Annotated in this window: 14 protein-coding genes, 3 tRNA genes and 2 pseudogenes; 12 read left to right on the top strand and 7 right to left on the bottom strand. The window is 63.7% G+C overall.

The window, feature by feature from the left end; all coding sequences use genetic code 11:
- The first annotated feature begins 92 nt into the window (after positions 1–92).
- The 3 genes from ppsR (at position 93) to AC1KVG_RS01910 (ending at position 2,210) form a co-directional block, all read left to right on the top strand.
- Positions 93–914: a posphoenolpyruvate synthetase regulatory kinase/phosphorylase PpsR gene (gene ppsR, locus AC1KVG_RS01920; RefSeq protein ID WP_043889794.1), complete on the top strand. Its 822-nt coding sequence runs from the start codon at positions 93–95 to the stop codon at positions 912–914.
- A 205-nt stretch (positions 915–1,119) separates the two neighbouring features.
- Entirely contained in the window at positions 1,120–1,623 is a 504-nt protein-coding gene (locus tag AC1KVG_RS01915; protein ID WP_104551538.1) for a DUF1249 domain-containing protein, read from the top strand.
- Positions 1,624–1,721: 98 nt separating this feature from the next.
- Positions 1,722–2,210: an NUDIX hydrolase gene (locus AC1KVG_RS01910; protein ID WP_481093325.1), complete on the top strand. Its 489-nt coding sequence runs from the start codon at positions 1,722–1,724 to the stop codon at positions 2,208–2,210.
- 192 nt (positions 2,211–2,402) lie between these two features.
- On the opposite strand, the gene AC1KVG_RS01905 is transcribed toward AC1KVG_RS01910, so the two are convergent.
- Positions 2,403–3,161 carry a 3-hydroxybutyrate dehydrogenase gene (locus AC1KVG_RS01905; protein WP_481093324.1) on the bottom strand — a complete coding sequence of 253 codons (759 nt, stop codon included), beginning with the start codon at positions 3,159–3,161 and terminating at the stop codon, positions 2,403–2,405.
- A gap of 133 nt (positions 3,162–3,294) precedes the next feature.
- Between AC1KVG_RS01905 and AC1KVG_RS01900 the strand changes: the two genes are divergently transcribed.
- The 5 genes from AC1KVG_RS01900 to AC1KVG_RS01880 all read left to right on the top strand — a co-directional run bounded on the left by AC1KVG_RS01900 (position 3,295) and on the right by AC1KVG_RS01880 (position 7,021).
- Positions 3,295–3,909, top strand: a complete 615-nt coding sequence (locus AC1KVG_RS01900) for a CDP-alcohol phosphatidyltransferase family protein (protein WP_043909139.1) — start codon at positions 3,295–3,297, stop codon at positions 3,907–3,909.
- A 55-nt stretch (positions 3,910–3,964) separates the two neighbouring features.
- Positions 3,965–5,149, top strand: coding sequence for a class III poly(R)-hydroxyalkanoic acid synthase subunit PhaE (gene phaE / locus AC1KVG_RS01895; RefSeq protein ID WP_481093323.1), 1,185 nt, complete (start codon positions 3,965–3,967; stop codon positions 5,147–5,149).
- Positions 5,146–6,222 carry a class III poly(R)-hydroxyalkanoic acid synthase subunit PhaC gene (locus tag AC1KVG_RS01890; RefSeq protein WP_115040110.1) on the top strand — a complete coding sequence of 359 codons (1,077 nt, stop codon included), beginning with the start codon at positions 5,146–5,148 and terminating at the stop codon, positions 6,220–6,222. Before phaE ends, AC1KVG_RS01890 begins: the two co-directional genes overlap by 4 nt.
- Before the next feature lie 113 nt (positions 6,223–6,335).
- The gene (locus AC1KVG_RS01885; protein WP_006450932.1) at positions 6,336–6,536 is read left to right on the top strand and encodes a PspC domain-containing protein; all 201 of its coding nucleotides are present in this window, start codon (positions 6,336–6,338) and stop codon (positions 6,534–6,536) included.
- Complete coding sequence (locus AC1KVG_RS01880) at positions 6,533–7,021, top strand: hypothetical protein (protein WP_481093322.1); 489 nt, start codon at positions 6,533–6,535, stop codon at positions 7,019–7,021. The genes AC1KVG_RS01885 and AC1KVG_RS01880 overlap by 4 nt, the downstream gene beginning before the upstream one ends.
- Here AC1KVG_RS01880 and AC1KVG_RS01875 read toward each other — a convergent pair.
- A complete protein-coding gene (locus AC1KVG_RS01875) occupies positions 6,979–8,190 on the bottom strand; it encodes an NAD(P)/FAD-dependent oxidoreductase (RefSeq protein ID WP_481093321.1) in 1,212 nt (403 codons plus the stop codon). The genes AC1KVG_RS01880 and AC1KVG_RS01875 overlap by 43 nt on opposite strands.
- Positions 8,191–8,383: 193 nt before the next feature.
- On the opposite strand from AC1KVG_RS01875, the gene AC1KVG_RS01870 reads away from it, so the two are divergent.
- Positions 8,384–8,611 carry a hypothetical protein gene (locus tag AC1KVG_RS01870; RefSeq protein WP_006450935.1) on the top strand — a complete coding sequence of 76 codons (228 nt, stop codon included), beginning with the start codon at positions 8,384–8,386 and terminating at the stop codon, positions 8,609–8,611.
- 102 nt (positions 8,612–8,713) lie between these two features.
- A complete protein-coding gene (locus AC1KVG_RS01865) occupies positions 8,714–11,080 on the top strand; it encodes a Tex family protein (RefSeq protein WP_481093320.1) in 2,367 nt (788 codons plus the stop codon).
- A gap of 606 nt (positions 11,081–11,686) precedes the next feature.
- Here AC1KVG_RS01865 and AC1KVG_RS01860 read toward each other — a convergent pair.
- The 3 genes and pseudogenes from AC1KVG_RS01860 to AC1KVG_RS01850 form a co-directional block, all read right to left on the bottom strand.
- Positions 11,687–14,677: pseudogene (locus tag AC1KVG_RS01860) on the bottom strand (PAS domain S-box protein); the annotation flags it as partial.
- Positions 14,672–15,316: pseudogene (locus AC1KVG_RS01855) on the bottom strand (PAS domain-containing protein); the annotation flags it as partial. The pseudogenes AC1KVG_RS01855 and AC1KVG_RS01860, both read right to left, overlap by 6 nt.
- Positions 15,317–15,666: 350 nt before the next feature.
- Positions 15,667–16,047: a response regulator gene (locus AC1KVG_RS01850; protein ID WP_023904110.1), complete on the bottom strand. Its 381-nt coding sequence runs from the start codon at positions 16,045–16,047 to the stop codon at positions 15,667–15,669.
- 139 nt (positions 16,048–16,186) lie between these two features.
- Here AC1KVG_RS01850 and AC1KVG_RS01845 point away from each other — a divergent pair.
- Positions 16,187–16,273, top strand: a tRNA-Leu gene (locus AC1KVG_RS01845).
- A gap of 366 nt (positions 16,274–16,639) precedes the next feature.
- Positions 16,640–16,816, top strand: a complete 177-nt coding sequence (locus tag AC1KVG_RS01840; RefSeq protein ID WP_043909075.1) for a hypothetical protein — start codon at positions 16,640–16,642, stop codon at positions 16,814–16,816.
- Between the two features lie 79 nt (positions 16,817–16,895).
- On the opposite strand, the gene AC1KVG_RS01835 is transcribed toward AC1KVG_RS01840, so the two are convergent.
- Positions 16,896–16,971, bottom strand: a tRNA-Glu gene (locus AC1KVG_RS01835).
- 48 nt (positions 16,972–17,019) lie between these two features.
- A tRNA-Ala gene (locus AC1KVG_RS01830) sits at positions 17,020–17,095 on the bottom strand.
- Positions 17,096–17,190: the final 95 nt, after the last annotated feature.

Raw genomic sequence — 17,190 nt, 5'->3', positions numbered from 1 at the left:
GTAGGAAGAAGCCGCTATGATGCAGTGCACAGCGGAATCTGCACAAGCATGAACCCGTAAGTTTTGAACACCAGTTCAAAGAGGTGGCCTTGATGTCAACAATTCGACCGGTGTTCTACGTCTCCGATGGAACCGGTATCACCGCTGAAACGATTGGGCATAGCCTGCTCACCCAGTTCAGTGGATTCAACTTTGTCACCGACCGCATGTCGTTCATTGACGATGCAGAAAAAGCGCGCGATGCCGCGCTGCGCATTCGTGCCGCAGGCGAGCGGTACCAGGTGCGCCCGGTGGTGGTCAATTCGTGCGTTGACCCACAATTGAGCATGATCCTGGCCGAAAGCGGCGCGTTGATGCTGGATGTGTTCGCGCCCTTCATCGAGCCACTGGAGCGCGAGCTCAACGCGCCGCGGCACTCGCTGGTGGGCCGCGCGCACGGCATGGTGGACTTCGAGACCTATCACCGCCGCATCAATGCGATGAACTTCGCGCTGAGCCACGATGACGGCATCGCGCTCAATTACGACGAGGCCGATGTGATCCTGGTCGCAGTGTCGCGCGCGGGCAAGACGCCCACCTGCATCTATCTGGCATTGCATTACGGCATCCGCGCCGCCAACTATCCGTTGACCGAAGAAGATCTGGAAAACGAACGTTTGCCGCCGCGCTTGCGCAACTACCGCAGCAAGCTGTTCGGTCTGACCATCGACCCGGAGCGGCTGCAGCAGATCCGTCAGGAGCGGCGCGCCAATTCGCGTTACAGCGCGGCGGAGACCTGCCGGCGTGAAGTCGCCACCGCCGAGCGCATGTTCCAGATGGAGCGGATTCCAACCTTGAGCACCACCAATACCTCGATCGAGGAAATCTCCAGCAAGGTGTTGTCCACGCTGGGGCTGCAGCGCGAGATGTTTTGAGGCCGGGATTGGTGGGGCGGGATTCGGGATTGGGCAAGCAGGCGGCGCGTTCACACACAATCCGGGTGCTGCCGCGACACGGCTCACGGCTTGCTGGCAACCCAAGCGAAATCAAGCGGGCGGGACAATGCTCGAATAAAGTAGGCCTGCCGATGGGCAGTCGTCAATGCTGCCCGTGCGGCAGCGCAGCGTGTAGGATCGGTTTATGGCGCAAGCACTGAGCAAACTCGAACGCATCCCCAAGTTGAGCCGATTTGGCTGGCTGATGGGCTTGTACGCAGAAAACTTCCAGCACCTGACTCGGCTGTTCGCGCCGGCCGACCTCGCTCCCGGTTCCTATGTATCGTCGATCGGCGATGGGCTGAATCTGCGTTTGGACGTGATCGAGTGCCACCGCTATACGGTGGAGCTGCGGTTGACCTACGACCTGTGCGACCCGGTGACCGGCGAGCCCGATCCTTCCGCCTATGTGCGCCTGTACCGAGATGCGCGCCAGGCCGAGACCACGCATTGCTATGTCGGCCGCCGCTGGCAGGACGTGATGGGCATGTTCCCGCCGCCGGCGGAGCTGATCAGCCATCGCATGCGCATGAATACGTTCCTGGGCAAGTGGCTGGACTATCTGGCCGAGCGCGGTCACGGTGTCGCCACGCTGCGCCGGGATCACGATTACGTTGCACCGCCGCGCGCCAATTCGCAGATCGGCTGAGCGGGCGCGTCGCTGCCGTGCCCACTCGTTGTTGACGACGCGTCCGCTGTTGATGGCGCATCGGTCATACTGATGTGCTTCGTGTCAGATCGCGTGCCATGCCCTATACCCCTATCGTCGCCACACTTGGCTACCTGTTGTCGCCGAACGGCAGCCAGGTCCTGATGATCCACCGCAATGCCCGCCCCGGCGATCAGCACCTGGGCAAGTACAACGGGCTCGGCGGCAAGGTGGAGCCGCATGAAGACGTGCTGGCCGGCATGCGCCGCGAAATTCGCGAAGAAGCGGGCGTGGAATGCGGCCAGATGCAATTGCGCGGCACCATCAGTTGGCCCGGCTTCGGCAAGCACGGCGAAGACTGGCTGGGCTTTGTCTTCCTGATCCACAGCTTCGAAGGCGAGCCGCAGGCCTCGAACCCTGAAGGCACGCTGGAGTGGGTGGCACTCGATCGCATGGAGCAGCTGCCGATGTGGGAAGGCGACCGCAATTTCCTGCCGCTGGTGTTCGATGGCGACCCGCGTCCGTTCCATGGCGTGATGCCGTATCGCGACGGGCGCATGCAATCGTGGACGTACTCGCGCATCTGAGCGCATGGTGCGCTTAGCGAGCGCAAGCGGGAGCTTTCACCCCATATCAAGGCTGCGTTGAACCGAGCTGTCGCACCGAGCACTTCTCCACATCCGCTGTGGATGAAACCTGCGCAAGTCTGTGGACAACTGTGCACGCGCCTTGCGGCGCAAGGCTGTCAAGTCGACTGGTGAAATTTTCGCCAGTCGCGATTACTGCGCCGTCCAGCCGCCATCGATGGCGATCGACTGCCCGGTGATGTTGCGCGCAGCATGCGACATCAGGAACGCGACCGTGCCGGCCAGTTCGTCGTACGCGATAAAGGCGCCTTTGGGCATCGGCTTGAGCATCACATCGCGGATCACCGCATCCTCCGCGATGCCGCGCGTGCGTGCCTGGTCGGCAATCTGCCGCTCCACCAGCGGCGTGCGCACATAGCTGGGGCACAGCGTGTTGACGGTGATGTCGCAGTCGGCGGTTTCCAGCGCGATGACCTTGGCCAGCCCGACCAGGCCATGCTTTGCCGCGACATACGCACTCTTGTAAGGGCTGGCCACCAACGAGTGGATGCTGCCGATATTGACGATGCGCCCGTAGCCAGCTTCACGCATGCCGGGCAACACCGCACGGCTGAGCCGTGCGGCACCGGTCAACATCACCTCCACCAGCAACGCCCAGCGCTGCATCGGGAAGTCTTCCAGCGCGGACACGTGCTGCAGCCCGGCGTTGTTGATCAGCACCTGCGGTGCGCGCGATGCGCTGGCCAGCGCACGCACAACGCTATCTTCATCAGTCACGTCCAGCGTCAGCGCTTCGGCCGAACCGCCGGCGTCGCGCAGAGTGCGCGCAGTGCGCTCGGCGGCCGCCAGGTCCATATCGCTGACGATCAGATGGTGGCCAGCGGCGGCCAGCTCGGTGGCGATGCCGGCGCCAATGCCGCTGCCTGCGCCGGTGATCAGGATGCTGCGCATCGGGTGTCCTTCTCGGGAATCGTGCGCGGCCAGGGCGGCAACGCTGGCCGCCAGACTAGCCGAGTCCCGCGAAACGGTCGCCTGCGTGGCGCGCGCGCGTTACCCTTTGCGCCTCAATCACCTCAGGCTGCGCATGAAACGCCATTTCTCGATGCTGCGCGATTTCCAACTCGCGGACTGGTTCACCCTGGCCAACGCCTTCTGCGGCACCGGTGCGGTGTTTGCCTCGATGCGCTTTCTGCAGGAAGGCCATCGCGGCGACCTGCTGCTTGGCATGGCGCTGATTCCGCTGGCGTTCGTCTTCGATGCGCTGGACGGGCACGTGGCGCGCTGGCGCAAAGCATCCTCGACGCTGGGGCGCGAGCTGGATTCGCTGGCCGATGTGATCTCCTTCGGCGTGGCGCCGGCGGCGCTGGGCTATGCCTGCGGCATGCGCGGCGGCTGGGACTGGTTGGTGCTGAGCTATTTCGTCTGCTGCGGCGTGAGCCGGTTGGCGCGCTACAACGTGACCGCCGAAGAGATCGCAGGCGAGGCCGACAAGGTGCCGTATTTCGAAGGCACGCCGATTCCCAGCAGTCTGCTGCTGGTGATCCTGCTCGCCATCGCCGCCAGTAGTGGCCATATCGGTCAAAGCCTGTGGTGGGGCCAGTGGCAGCTCGGGCCGTGGCAGCTGCATCCGTTGGTGCTGCTGTTTGCGGTCTCCGGCTCGCTGATGATCAGCAAGACGCTGCGTATTCCCAAACCCTGACCGGCACGCCGGGACACACGCGGTAGGATGGCTCGGTGAACAGGCACAGGAAGGGATGATGGCAAGCAGCGGTTCGGACAATGGCAACGAAGACAAGGCGCGCCAGTACTGGAACGCCTGGGGAGATGCCATGCGCCACGGCCAGTCCGGCTCCGCTGCGCCGCCGGGTGCGGTTCCAGGCATGGGGCCGGGCACGGACGCACCGCAGGACTGGCGCAAGGCGATGGACTGGTGGTCGCAGTTGTTGCCCACCCAGGCCGCGCCGCAGGCGCAGGAGGCGATCGACCGTTTCCGCAATCAGGCTGGCGACTGGTTCGGCACCATGCAACAGGTGGCCGCGCAGTTTGCCGGGCGCGATACCTCGGCCAACGAAGTCTCCGATGCCTGGCGACAGGCCGTGCAAGGGCAGGGCGAACAACTGATGCAGTGGACGCTGGGCTCGTTGCGCGGCGGCAGCCCGGGCGGGTTCGATCCGTGGCTGCAGCAGGCAGCGCAGACCCTGGAAAAGTGGCAGCAGGAAAACGCGCCCTGGCTGCAGATGCCGGCATTCGGCTTGAACCGCAATCATCAAGCGCGCCTGCAGACGCTGGCACGCGCGCAGCAGGAGTATCAGGCGCAGTCGCAGGCCTATGGCGAACAACTCAAGTCGGCCATCGAGCAGGCGTTCGGGCGTTTTACCTCCAAGCTGGGCGAGCACGAAAGCAGCGGCAGCCAGCTGACCAGTGCGCGCGCCTTGTTCGATCTGTGGATCGAAGCGGCCGAAGAGTCTTACGCAGACATTGCGTTGTCCGACCGCTTCCGCGAGGTGTACGGCGGCTTTGCCAACGCGCATATGCGCCTGCGTGCCGCGCTGCAGGAAGAAGTGGAGCAACTGAGCGAACGCTTCGGCATGCCGACCCGTTCGGAGATGGATGCCGCGCATCGCCGCATTGCCGAGCTGGAGCGCGCGGTGCGACGGATGCTGCGCACTGCAGCCAGCCCGGCGAGCAAACCTGCGGCAGCGCCGGCAGCAGATCCGGTGGCATCGGCCACGGCCAAGCGTGCGTCGTCGTCCAGGGCGAGCGCAGTGTCCGAAGCAGCGTATGCAGCGAGCGCCGTCAAAAAGACCGCAGCGAAAAAGACTGAAGCTAAAAAGTCTCCGGCCAGACAAACGACCGCTTCGAAAACGGCCTCCAGGCCGGCAACCGGCAAGCCCGCTAGCAAGCCGGCCGCACGCAAGCCACGTGGAGCGCAGGCATGAAAGGCCCGTTGGGATTCAGCGCCGAAGACCTGATGCAGGAAACCCTGTCGATGCAGCGCAAGCTGCGCGAGGGGCTCAAGCTGCTGCCCGGTGTGGAAGACGTGGATTACGGCGTCACCGAGCGCGAAGAAATCTGGCGCGACGGCAAGGTGGTGCTGTATCGCTTCGTCGGCGAACAGGCGCCGGTGGCCAAGACGCCGCTGCTGATCGTCTACGCGCTGGTCAATCGCCCGTACATGGTCGACCTGCAGGCCGACCGCTCGCTGGTCAAGGGCTTGTTGAGTCATGGCCAGGACGTCTATGTGCTGGACTGGGGCTACCCGGACCGCTCCGAGCGTTACCTCACGCTCGAGGATTATCTGCTGCGCTATATCGACGGCGCAGTGGACCATTTGCGCGCGCAATCAGGTCTGGAAGCGGTCGATGTGCTCGGCATCTGCCAGGGCGGCACGTTCTCGCTGTGCTACGCCGCCTTGCAACGGCCCAAGGTGCGCAACCTGATCACCATGGTCACGCCGGTGGATTTCCATACCCCCGACAACATGCTCTCCAACTGGGCGCGCATGGTCGATGTGGACCTGTTCGTCGACACGATGGGCAACGTGCCGGCGGATCTGATGAACGCCAGTTACCTGATGCTCAAGCCGTTCCGGCTGAATCTGCAGAAGTATGTCGGCTTGCTCGACATCCTCGACGACAAGCAGGCGCTGGAAGATTTCCTGCGCATGGAAAAGTGGATCTTCGATTCGCCCGACCTGGCCGGCGAAGCCTTCCGCGAGTTCGTCAAGCTGTTCTATCAGCGCAATGGCCTGGTGACGGGGCAGGTGAGCATCGGCGGGCAGGCGGTCGATCTGCAGGCCGTCGACATGCCGGTGCTGAACATCTACGCCGAACACGATCACCTGGTGCCACCGGATGCCTCGCGCGCGCTGCGTGGCCTGGTCGGCAGCGACGATTACAGCGAGCTGAGTTTTCGCGGCGGGCATATCGGTATCTACGTCTCCGGACGTGCGCAGCGCGAAGTGCCGGTGGCGATCCATCGCTGGCTGCAGGAGCGTGGCGGCAACGCCTGATGCGGCGCGAGGGCGTGATCCAGACGCCTGCCATCAAGCATGCCGCTGTCGCCATCACCACACGCTGTCGCCGGTCTTTTTAGACTACACGCAACGTTTGCAGGAGCCTTGCCATGTCCACCAGCACCACGCTGTCCCGTTCTCTCAACGATCGCATGATCGCTGGCGTTGTCGGCGGCATCGCGCGCCGGCTCGGCTGGAGTTCCACCTTGCTGCGCGTGTTGTTCGTGATCGTCTCGATCGCTTCTGCCGCATTCCCGGGCATCCTGGTCTATCTGATCCTGTGGCTGCTGATCCCCAATCAGGCCGATTGACGCCCGCCGCCCGCGGGTGGCCCGCAGTGCAGGTGTTGGGCGCGTTGTGGACGCTGCCCAACACCGTGCTTGGCATCGTGATCGGTGCGGTGGGCAGCTGTTTCGGCGCACGCCCGCGCTGGTCTAGCCAGGAGCTGGCACTGGTCTTCCACGCCTGGCCGTGGGGGCCGGGCGGGGCGATGACGCTGGGCAATGTGATCCTGTTGAAAGGTGCCTCGCTTGATCTGCAGTGCAGCACCTATGCGCATGCCGCCGGCCGCTGCCAGCATCCGCCGGTGCGTCTCGGCGATCACGAACGTGCACACGTCTATCAATACATGCTGCTCGGGCCGCTGTTCTTGCCGGTCTATGTCCTGTGCGGCGGCATCCATGTGCGCAATCCGCTGGAGCGGGCTGCCGATCACTATGCGATGCACGGCCACGGGTGGTGGCCGTGGTGGGTTCAGCCCAGTCGCGAGAACCCGAACAGCTCGGACAAGGGATGAGATCTGCCCTCCAGTTGTGCGCGCAGTAACCCGGCGCCGATCGCGCTATAGGTGATGCCGTTGCCGCCGTAGGCCATTGCGAACGACACGCGCGGCCCGTATTGGGGGTGGGTGCCGAAGAACGGCAACCCGTCCGCGGTTTCGGCGAAGGTGCCGCCCCATGCAAACACCGGGCGCAGGCTCACATCCGGCATCGTCTGCTGGATCTTCTTCAGCAGGGTCTTCAGCTTGCGCATGACGCGCGCATCGCGACGTGCGGGAATATCGACGTTGTCGTCTTCGCCACCGGCCACCACGCGCCCATCCGGCGTGCTGCGCAAGTACAGATACGGACGCGCGGTTTCCCACATCATGGTGTGCTTGAGCGCACCCATCTCGCTGTCGTGCAAGGGATCGGTCACGAATGCGTAGCTGCTGCGATTGCGCGCCACGCGTTGCGATAGCCACTGCTGATTGCCATAACCGGCAGCCATGATCACGTGGCGCGCGCGCAGGCTGACACCGTCCTGCGTGCGCAATACCACGTGGTGGTCGTGAGGTTCGAGCGTGGCAATCGTGCTGCGGTCGTAGATGCGCGCACCGTACTGCTCGCACTCGGCGAACAGGCGATAGCACAGCCGGTACGGGTCGACGCTGGCGGCCAGGCGGCTGAGGATCGCGCCCTCCGAGCGTACGCCGTAGTTGTGCCACAGCGGTGCGCGCTCGATCCACTCCACCGGCAAGGCATGCGCCTGGCGTGCCTCCAGCTCGCTGCGTAAATCCCTCAGATCGCGTGCATGACTCGCGTAATACAGGCTGTCCTGGCGGGTGAAATCGCAGCCGCCCAGCGTATTGCACAGACCCTGCAGGTCGAGGATGGCTTGCGCACACGCGCCGTAAGCGAGCGCGGCCGCCGGCATGCCGTGTTGCCTGGCCAACTCGATCATCGGCGTGTCGATTTCGTATTGCAGCAAGGCGGTGCTGGCCGAGGTGCTGCCCCAGCCGATCTCGCGTTGTTCGACCACCACCACGTCGTGCCCGTGCTTGAGTAGTTCGTGCGCGATCAGGGCTGCGGTGACGCCGCCACCGACGATGGCGACCTCGCAGTGGGTGTCTTGTTCCAGGCGCGGATAGGCGCGCATCAATCCGTTGCGGATCGACCAGAACGGGTAGCCACTTTTGAGGTCCATGCGGTGTCGTCAGAGAGCGGGCGGTCTGTAATTTGACGGCCAAGCGGGGTGAAGCGGTCGTGCAGATCGAGCAGACCTGCGGCCGTCACCAAACCGCAAACAGCCGGCGTTAACGTGCGTGGAAAGCTCCTCACGGCACGGTCGTTATGCTCGCGCCACTAACGTAGTCACAGTTGTTAACGAGGGTGTGGGTATGTCGATCGTTCTGTACGTCGGTGGCAGCAAAGATGGCGACAAAGGCGTTGTGCCTTATGGGTTCAGCAAGTCGCGTGCGATGACCGATGCCGGCCCGGAGGTCTATGTGGAGCGCATGGTGCCGCTGAAAGACGTCGGCAAGATCCGTGTGATGGCGCTCGAATCGCTGCACGAAAGCATTCTGGTCGAGCGCGCAGCCACCCATTACGCGCGCCGCGTCAGCTGAGCGCGTCGGCATAGGTTTACGGGTGCCGTGTCAACGGGTTCCCGCGGCGGGCCAGCACTGCGAAAATGCTTTTTTCAGTGAAGCGGTTCCTACCGCGCCGTCATGATCGATAGTCAGCTTGCCCAGCAGATCGCTCGCACCATCGCCGACGAGATCGGTGCCCAACCCGCTCAGGCGCGCGCCGCCATCGCCCTTCTCGACGAAGGCGCCAGCGTTCCGTTCATCGCCCGCTACCGCAAGGAAGTCACCGGCGGTCTGGACGACACCCAACTACGTAATCTGGAAACGCGGCTGACCTATCTGCGCGAGCTGGAAGAGCGCCGCGCAGCGATCCTGTCCAGCATCGGCGAACAGGGCAAGCTCAGCGACGAATTGCGTAACGAGATCGGCGCGGCCGACACCAAGTCGCGGCTGGAAGATCTGTACCTGCCGTACAAGCCCAAGCGCCGTACCCGCGCGCAGATCGCGCGCGAAGCCGGCCTTGAGCCGCTGGCCGATGGGTTGCTGGCCGATCCGAGCCAGGCGCCGGAAGTGGCCGCCGCGCCGTTCATCGATGCAGAGAAGGGCGTTGCCGACATCAAGGCAGCGCTGGAAGGCGCGCGCGCCATCCTGATGGAGCGCTGGGGCGAAGATGCCGCCCTGGTCGGCGAGCTGCGCAGCTGGTTGAATGACAACGGCGTGATTCGCGCGCGCGTGGCCGAGGGCAAGGAAGAGGCCGGTGCCAAATACCGCGATTACTTCGACCATGTCGAATCATTGGCAAAGATTCCTTCGCACCGCTTGCTGGCGTTGTTCCGCGCGCGCCGCGAGGAATTTCTGTATCTGGATCTGGACCCGGGCAGCGACGCCGAGGCCGGCCACCAGTATGCCGAAGGCCGGGTGGCACTCAGCGCCGGCGTGTCCAACCAGGGCCGCCCGGCCGACCGCTGGCTGCTGGACGCCTGCCGGCTGACCTGGCGCGCCAAGCTGCACATGCATCTGCTGCTGGACCTGTTCAACCAGGCGCGCGAAAAGGCCGAGGCCGAGGCGATCGCGGTGTTCGGCGACAACCTCAAGGACCTGATGCTGGCCGCGCCGGCCGGCGCACGCGTGGTGCTCGGGCTCGACCCGGGCATCCGCACCGGCTGCAAGATTGCCGTGGTCGATGCCACCGGCAAGCTGGTGGCGACCGAGACGATCTATCCGCATGAGCCCAAGCGGCAGTGGGATCAGTCGCTGCAGACGATCAAGCAGCTGTGCCTGCAGCACAACGTGGAACTGATCGCGATCGGCAACGGCACCGCCAGCCGCGAGACCGACAAGCTGGCCGGTGAAGCGATCGCGCTGTGCGGCGCGGCCAAGCTGCAGAAGGTGGTGGTCAGCGAGGCCGGTGCGTCGGTGTATTCGGCGTCCGAATTTGCGGCCAAGGAATTTCCGAATCTGGATGTATCGCTGCGCGGCGCGGTGTCGATCGCGCGGCGTCTGCAGGATCCGTTGGCCGAGTTGGTCAAGATCGAACCCAAGGCGATCGGCGTGGGCCAGTATCAGCACGACGTGGATCAATATCGTCTGGCCAAGGCGTTGGAAGCGCGCGTGGAAGACTGCGTCAATGCGGTCGGCGTATACGTCAACACCGCCTCGGCGGCGCTGCTGTCGCGGGTGTCGGGGTTGTCGAGCACGGTGGCGGAAAACATCGTGCGCCATCGCGACGACAATGGCCCGTTCAAGCGCCGCAAGGACTTGCTCAAGGTGCCGCGCCTGGGCGACAAGACCTTCGAACAATGCGCCGGTTTCCTGCGCATCGCCGATGGCGACGAGCCGCTGGACGTATCGGCGGTGCATCCGGAAGCCTATCCGGTGGTGGAGCGCATCGTCGGCAGCACCGGCAAGCCGATCAAGGCGTTGCTGGGCGACGGCAGCTTTCTGCGCGGGCTCAAGCCGGAGCTGTTCACCGACGAGCAGTTCGGTGTACCGACCGTGCGTGACATCCTCAAGGAGCTGGAAAAACCCGGCCGCGATCCGCGCCCTGAGTTCAAGGCGGCGCAGTTTGCCGAAGGCATCGAGGACATCAAGCACCTCAAGCCCGGCATGGTGCTCGAAGGCGTGGTCAGCAACGTGGCCGCATTCGGTGCGTTCGTCGATATCGGCGTGCACCAGGATGGGCTGGTGCATATCTCGGCGTTGTCGGACACCTTCGTCAAGGATCCGCGCGATGTGGTCAAGGCCGGCGACATCGTCAAGGTCAAGGTGTTGGAAGTGGACGTGGCGCGCAAGCGCATCGCGCTGACCTGCCGCCTGTCCGACGCGCCGCCGCCGGCCGATGCAGCAGCCCAATCACGCGATCAGCGCGGCAATGGCGGCCCAGGGCAGGGCCGGCGCGATGGTGGTGGTGGGCGAGGCCCGGGGCAGGGCAACAACAAGCCGCGCACCACTGCACCGCCGGCCGACAACGCGCTGGCAGCCGCGTTTGCACGCGCAAAGCGCACTTGAGTGATGTTGTCAGGTTGCTGTCTTGGGGCGTTGTACCTTGCGGATGGATCAACTGTGCGGATAGATCAGTTGTAGAGCCGCTGATCTGCAGCTTGGCTGCAGGGCCCTTGCCCGCCCACCATTGCGGGACACGCCGCAAGTACGTCCATGTAGGCTCTTATGCGGCATCCATGCCGCATAAGGTCCCGCAACGGTGGGCGGGCAAGGACCAGTCGGGATGGTCGGTGTTTCCGGTTGCGAGCAAGTGCATGACGGTTTAACTCGCTAGCTTTCATCTAGTGCTGCGAAATGCACAAGCAAGCCAGAGCAACCCGCGAGATTGCGCTTTTTTTAAACCAGCTACCGACTAACTTTCTGGTGCGGTGTCATCGCCGCTTGCGGGACCATGTGGCGGCATGGATGCCGCCACTGAGCCTCCAAGGACGGATTCACGGCGTGTCCCGCAAGCGGCGAGGGCACCGCGCGCTCGACTCACTAGGCTTTTGATCTACTAGGCGTTGACCTATCTCCGCAACGCGATAGCCGAGTAGCGCACGAAGTGGAGGGACATGGTCAGTGCGCCCCTGATGGTAAACAAGGTCGTCGTGTCACCAGCTCTTAGCGATATCAAACCTCGTCCAGTAGCGCGCGCTTCGGCATTATCAAACGTTCGATCAGATCGACCAGACCCGGCGGTTCCACCGGCTTGCCCATATGCGCGTCGAACCCGGCAATGACGGCGCGGTCGCGGTCTTCTTCGCGCACATACGCGGTCAGCGCGATTGCCGGAATATGCTGCGGCAGGTCGGCGCAGCCGGAGCGCACCGTGCGAATGAGATCGTAGCCATCGCGTACCGGCATCGCGATGTCGCTGACCAGTACGTCGAATTGCCCTTGTGCCAGGCACTGTTCGGCGGCGTCCACCGAGCCGGCCGCATGCACCTGCGCGCCCGCGTGCATCAGGAACTGCATTACCGCCTCGCGTGAATCCTGGTCGTCGTCGACCAGTAGCAAGCGCACGCCCTCCAATCGTCCATGGCAATCGGCCGGCAACGGGCCGACCTGCTTGGTTTCTGTCGAGGCCGGACGTAGATCGCTGACGCCGTGCTGAAACGGCAGCACGATGGTGAAGGTCGATCCCTTGCCTTCGCCTTCGCTGGAGGCGCCCAGACTGCCGCCATGCAGATCCACCAGCTGGCGCGAGATCGACAAACCCAAGCCCAACCCACCGACACGACGCGTGGTGCCTGCATCGGCCTGCCGAAAACGGTCGAACACGTGTGGCAGGAAGTCGGCCGCAATGCCCATGCCGCTGTCCTGCACGCATAGCCGCAGTCGCTCGTCTTCGATGTCCAATGCCACCCGTACCGTGCCGCCGGGGGCGGTGAATTTGAGCGCGTTGCTGAGCAGGTTGGTCAGCACCTGCTGCAGGCGCCCGGCATCGCCGAAGAACCACAATTCGCCCTGCGTGGGCGCATCCAGCTCCAAGCTGATCTCGCGTGCGAATGCGGCCGGCTGCATCAATTCCACCGTGCTGCGCGCCAGCCCGGCGATGTCGAAATGCTCCGGCTGCAGGCGGAGCTTGCCGGACAGGATCGCGCTCATGTCCAGCAGGTCGTCGATGATCTGCGTTTGCGCGCGCGCGCTGCGCTCGATGATGACCATGCCCTTGCCCAGATTGGCCGGCTCGAAGATGTCCGACTGCATCAGCCGCGACCAGCCCAGGATGGCGTTGAGCGGCGTGCGCAATTCGTGGCTGAGCGTGGCCAGAAACTCGTCCTTGACCCGGCTGGCATGTTCGGCCTGGCCACGCGCGGTGGTTTCCGCTTGCAGCGACAGCTTGAGCTTGGCATCCACGCGCGTGCGTTCGATGACGATGCCGGCCAGATGCGATGCAGAGCGCGCCATCGCCTGTTCGCGCAGCGAGGGCAGGTGAGTGCGGTCGTAATAGATGTTGAGCGTGCCCAACACCTGGCCATTGCTGTCCAGGATCGGCGTCACGCAACAAGCCACGATGCCCAGTGCCGACGAGACGGCGTGATGGTCGCTGAAGCTGGGGTCTGCCTGGATGTCCTCGCAGATCACTTGCCGGCCAAGATAGGCCGAGCGCGCGCAGGGCGGCCCGCTCAGCCCGATCGGCGATGCTTCGAACGGCCCGCGGTACTCGATTGGAAAATGCGGCGCCGAGCCGAAGCTCAGTGTTTTTCGTACTTCATCCAGCACCATCACCGCGCAATACAAGGGGATCTCGCTACGCGCTTCCACGCTCAAGGCGATGGCGTCCAGCACCACCTGCAGTGGCGCGCCGGTGGTGATCAGACTCAGGATGGCGCGGTCCGAGGCAGTGGCATCTTCGATGTGCTTGCGTTCGGAGATGTCGGTGAGCGAGCCGATGTGGCCCAGAAAACGTCCATCGCTGGCGAAGTGCGGCGAGGCGTTATCGATGCACCAACGGTATTGCCCGTCATGGCGACGCACGCGGTATTCGGCCAGAAATTCACCGCGCTGCTGCAGCGATTGTTCGAACGCATCCCGCACGCGCGCGGCATCGTCGGGATGCATCACATCCCACCAGCCCTGATCCATGGCCTGGTCTTCGGCCTGCCCGGTGAAGTCGTACCAGCGCGGATTCCAGTACACGCAGTCGCCTTGCGCGTCGGACATCCAGATCATTGCCGGCACGGTCTCGCACAAGGCGCGGAAGCGCGTCTCACTTTCGCGCAATTGCTGCTCGAACGCGCGCCGGTCGTGGATGTCGGTATAGGTACCGATCCATTCGCTGATGCTGCCCTCGTCACCGCGCACCGGCAGCGCACGCGCTAGATGCCAGCGCGTCTGGCCGTCGTGCCGCCGCAGTTCGCATTCGACCTCGTAAGCGCGCTCGCCCCGCAATGCCTGCGTCCACGCCTGCGCGGACAGCTGCAGGCCATCGGCGGTATGCGCTTGCTGCCATGCAGCCGCTTCGCTGTCTGCGGGATTCAGTCCGGTGTACTCGTACCAACGCTGGTTGAAGTAGTGCGGATGCCCATCCGCTGCGGCAATGAAAATGATCTGCGGCAGCGTGTCTGCCAGGCGCCGCAGACGTGCTTCGCTGGCAGTCAGTTGCTGCTGTGTCTTGGCCCGTTGCATGGATTCCCAGCAGCGTGCCGCGACCAGGCGGACCAGTTCGATCTCGGTCGACAACCAGCGTCGCGGTGCGCGCTGATGCACGCCGATCGCCGCGACCAGGCGGCCGTGTTTGTGCAACGGAATGGCCAGCGATGCGCGCAGGCCGGAGCGGCGATATTGCTCTGCCACATAGTCCGGTGCACCGGGCGCGGTGGCATCGGTGGTGAACCAGGGGCGATTTTCCAGTAAGGCATCGCGCAGTCCTTGCGCCACTTCCAATGGGAAATCGCCTTGCAGGCTCGGCATGTCCTGCACGTGGTCGCTGATCACGTGCATGGTCTTGCCGTCCGCACCCGCCAGACCGAACGCACAGCGATTGGCCTGCAGATGTTCGCCGAGCAAACGCACGCTGGTGTCGATGATCTGACGCGGATCGGAGACGTGCTGCAGCGCGTCCTCGAGCATCAACAGGAAACTGTCGCGACTCTCGCCGCGGCGTTGTTGGGTGACGTCGAATCCGTGCACCAGAATCGCATCGATACAGCCTTCGCTATCGCGTATCGGCTGATAGAGAAAATCCACGAAGGTTTCATCCAGCGCACTGCCGGGCGTGCGCTGCAGGTAGGCGGTCATCGATTCGCCAATGAAGGGCTGGCCACTGCGACGCACTTCATCGAGCAGACCCAGATAGCCCTGGTCGACGATTTCCGGCATCGCTTCGACCAACGGACGACCAATCAGCAGCCGCTCGCCAACCAGTTCGTGGAAGCGTTGATTGACGCTTTCGATGATGTAGTCGGGTCCGCGCAGCACCGCCATGAAGGCGGGCGATTGATCAAGTGCCGCGGACACGGCAAGCGGCTCGGGGTCGCTGCCGGCAGCGCGGATGTTGGCGGCCGGCGTGCCGGCAACATACAACGAGCCCACGCGTTCGCCGGCATCCAACACCGGGCTGCACGACCATGCCGCCAGATTCAGTGCAGGCGTCGCTTCGACACGCACGCCGTTGGAGGTGCGCGCGTCGATCGGTGTTACAAGCGTCAGTGTTGCAAGCGGTTGTCCGAATGCGGCCGGGTGGCGCTCACCCAGTAACGCAATGCAGGCGTCGTTATAGACGCAATGCGATGCCTCGCCCCAGACCAGCAGCATCGGAACCTGCGCGTGCAGACACACCGACAAGGTGGTGCGCAACGCCGCACTATTGCGCAACAACGTGTCGGCAGCGCACGTAGAGGCGTGCAACAACATGGCAGTTTCGCTCGTCTCCGGCAGCAGGCCGGCAAACGGCAACACGGCGCTATCCATCCGGCGGCCCGCCTGTAAACCTTCAATCCACGATTCTAGTGGCAACCAGGGTGGTAGCGACTGCTTTGGACCAGCTGATAGCGCAGCAGGTGCCCACCATTTAGATGCGGGCACGCACAGACTGCGACATAGGTGGAAACCCGCGGATTTCGAACGGCGGCCGCGCTCGCTTTGCGCTGTTGCTGTTCGCTGCTTTAGCTGTTTGCGTCGCTCAGCTGCCGCGCCCTGGACAGGGCACCGACGAGTTCTTCGGACAAATAGGGCTTGGTCAGGATCACGCCGCGTTCGAAGCCGCTCGGGATGCTGCCGCTGGCAACACCGGTGGCCAGCACGAACGGAATTCCGAGCTCCGACAATAGCCGAGCGATCGGCTCGCTGGTCTGACCATTGCCGAGACGGTAATCCAGCACTGCAATATCGGGCGCGTCGGCATTGATCAGCTGCAACGCTTCGGCGACTTCTCCAACAGGGCCCAGCACGGCGGCGCCAGCCTGGACGAGCTGCAACTCGAGCAGCATGGCATTCATGTCATCGTTTTCGACCACGAGTACCCGAATTCCACGCAACACCGACATTGCCCACTCCTCCACGTAAGTCAGCCAGTATATCGACACCGGTTCGCCCACGGGTTGCAGACCCCGCTTGCAGCTGAATTCGTCAGCCACGTTCTGACACTGTTCGTTTCGCTCGCGACTCGCTATACTGCGCGGCCACGCCGAAGTGGCGGAATCGGTAGACGCAGCGGATTCAAAATCCGCCGCCCTTAAAAGCGTGTGGGTTCGAGTCCCACCTTCGGCACCAAGTTACTGCAGTACAAGCGAAAGCCCTTCCGGCGAAATCTGGAGGGGCTTTTTGCTTTGCGTGGTTCGGTGGTGATGGAGAAGGCGCGACTGGGTTGCTGATGTGCTTCATGACGCACGCTGAGGTTATCGCGTGCGGGGGCTTTTTTCGCACCCCGCGGTCGAACCGTGCGATGTGGCGCATGTCTGCGGTGTAGCGCAGTGCGTTCTGTTCGCGCGGGCGGGCACATGATCGGCATGGCATGGCGTTGCGCAGTGCGAGCGCATGCACGCGAGATGATCTCGATACGCGTCGAGCGACGTGCAGGCACGCAACCATCACGCCCGGTCCGTACCGTGGAAGGCTCTTTACAAGCAGGTGGCCTCCATGGATTTTGACTCTTCGCAGCAACTGCGCATTCTTCGCGACATCCACGACACCACGCCGGTCGCCGACGAAGAAGCCAATTGGGCAGTGCGCGCCGGCTACGCGACGCAGGCCGAAGACGGCGATATCGATCTCACCCACGAAGGTCGCAAGGCATTGGATGACGGGCAGACCTGACGCAATTTTTTGCGTAGACGTTCGCACACGTAAACGTCAGGCAAAAAAAGCCCCGGCAGTGCCGGGGCTTCTAGATGATTGGCGTCCCCACGGGGATTCGAACCCCGGTGTCCACCGTGAAAGGGTGGTGTCCTAGGCCTCTAGACGATGGGGACGCGTATCAAAACCTGGTTGTAGATTCCAGACGGCCTATGTCTAGAATTTGGTGGAGCCAGGCGGGATCGAACCGCCGACCTCCTGCATGCCATGCAGGCGCTCTCCCAGCTGAGCTATGGCCCCGCAGTGTTGCGAGCCGGCAATCATAGCGATATCGGGAGCGCTTGGGAAGTGATTCGTAGAAAAATTTTGCCGGACGCATCTGCCGCTGGGTGCAT

The sequence above is a fragment of the Xanthomonas sp. NCPPB 3959 genome, from assembly GCF_056675575.1.
The sequence above is the reverse complement of the archived record's forward strand: the minus strand, read 5'-3'. Positions and strand labels throughout refer to the sequence as shown.

Excerpts from the sequence above, each read along its gene's own strand:
- ppsR (WP_043889794.1), top strand. The coding sequence starts at position 93 with ATGTCAACAATTCGACCGGTGTTCTACGTCTCCGATGGAACCGGTATC.
- AC1KVG_RS01915 (WP_104551538.1), top strand. The coding sequence starts at position 1,120 with ATGGCGCAAGCACTGAGCAAACTCGAACGCATCCCCAAGTTGAGCCGA.
- AC1KVG_RS01910 (WP_481093325.1), top strand. The coding sequence starts at position 1,722 with ATGCCCTATACCCCTATCGTCGCCACACTTGGCTACCTGTTGTCGCCG.
- AC1KVG_RS01905 (WP_481093324.1), bottom strand. The coding sequence starts at position 3,161 with ATGCGCAGCATCCTGATCACCGGCGCAGGCAGCGGCATTGGCGCCGGC.
- AC1KVG_RS01900 (WP_043909139.1), top strand. The coding sequence starts at position 3,295 with ATGAAACGCCATTTCTCGATGCTGCGCGATTTCCAACTCGCGGACTGG.
- phaE (WP_481093323.1), top strand. The coding sequence starts at position 3,965 with ATGATGGCAAGCAGCGGTTCGGACAATGGCAACGAAGACAAGGCGCGC.
- AC1KVG_RS01890 (WP_115040110.1), top strand. The coding sequence starts at position 5,146 with ATGAAAGGCCCGTTGGGATTCAGCGCCGAAGACCTGATGCAGGAAACC.
- AC1KVG_RS01885 (WP_006450932.1), top strand. The coding sequence starts at position 6,336 with ATGTCCACCAGCACCACGCTGTCCCGTTCTCTCAACGATCGCATGATC.
- AC1KVG_RS01875 (WP_481093321.1), bottom strand. The coding sequence starts at position 8,190 with ATGGACCTCAAAAGTGGCTACCCGTTCTGGTCGATCCGCAACGGATTG.
- AC1KVG_RS01870 (WP_006450935.1), top strand. The coding sequence starts at position 8,384 with ATGTCGATCGTTCTGTACGTCGGTGGCAGCAAAGATGGCGACAAAGGC.
- AC1KVG_RS01865 (WP_481093320.1), top strand. The coding sequence starts at position 8,714 with ATGATCGATAGTCAGCTTGCCCAGCAGATCGCTCGCACCATCGCCGAC.
- AC1KVG_RS01850 (WP_023904110.1), bottom strand. The coding sequence starts at position 16,047 with ATGTCGGTGTTGCGTGGAATTCGGGTACTCGTGGTCGAAAACGATGAC.
- AC1KVG_RS01840 (WP_043909075.1), top strand. The coding sequence starts at position 16,640 with ATGGATTTTGACTCTTCGCAGCAACTGCGCATTCTTCGCGACATCCAC.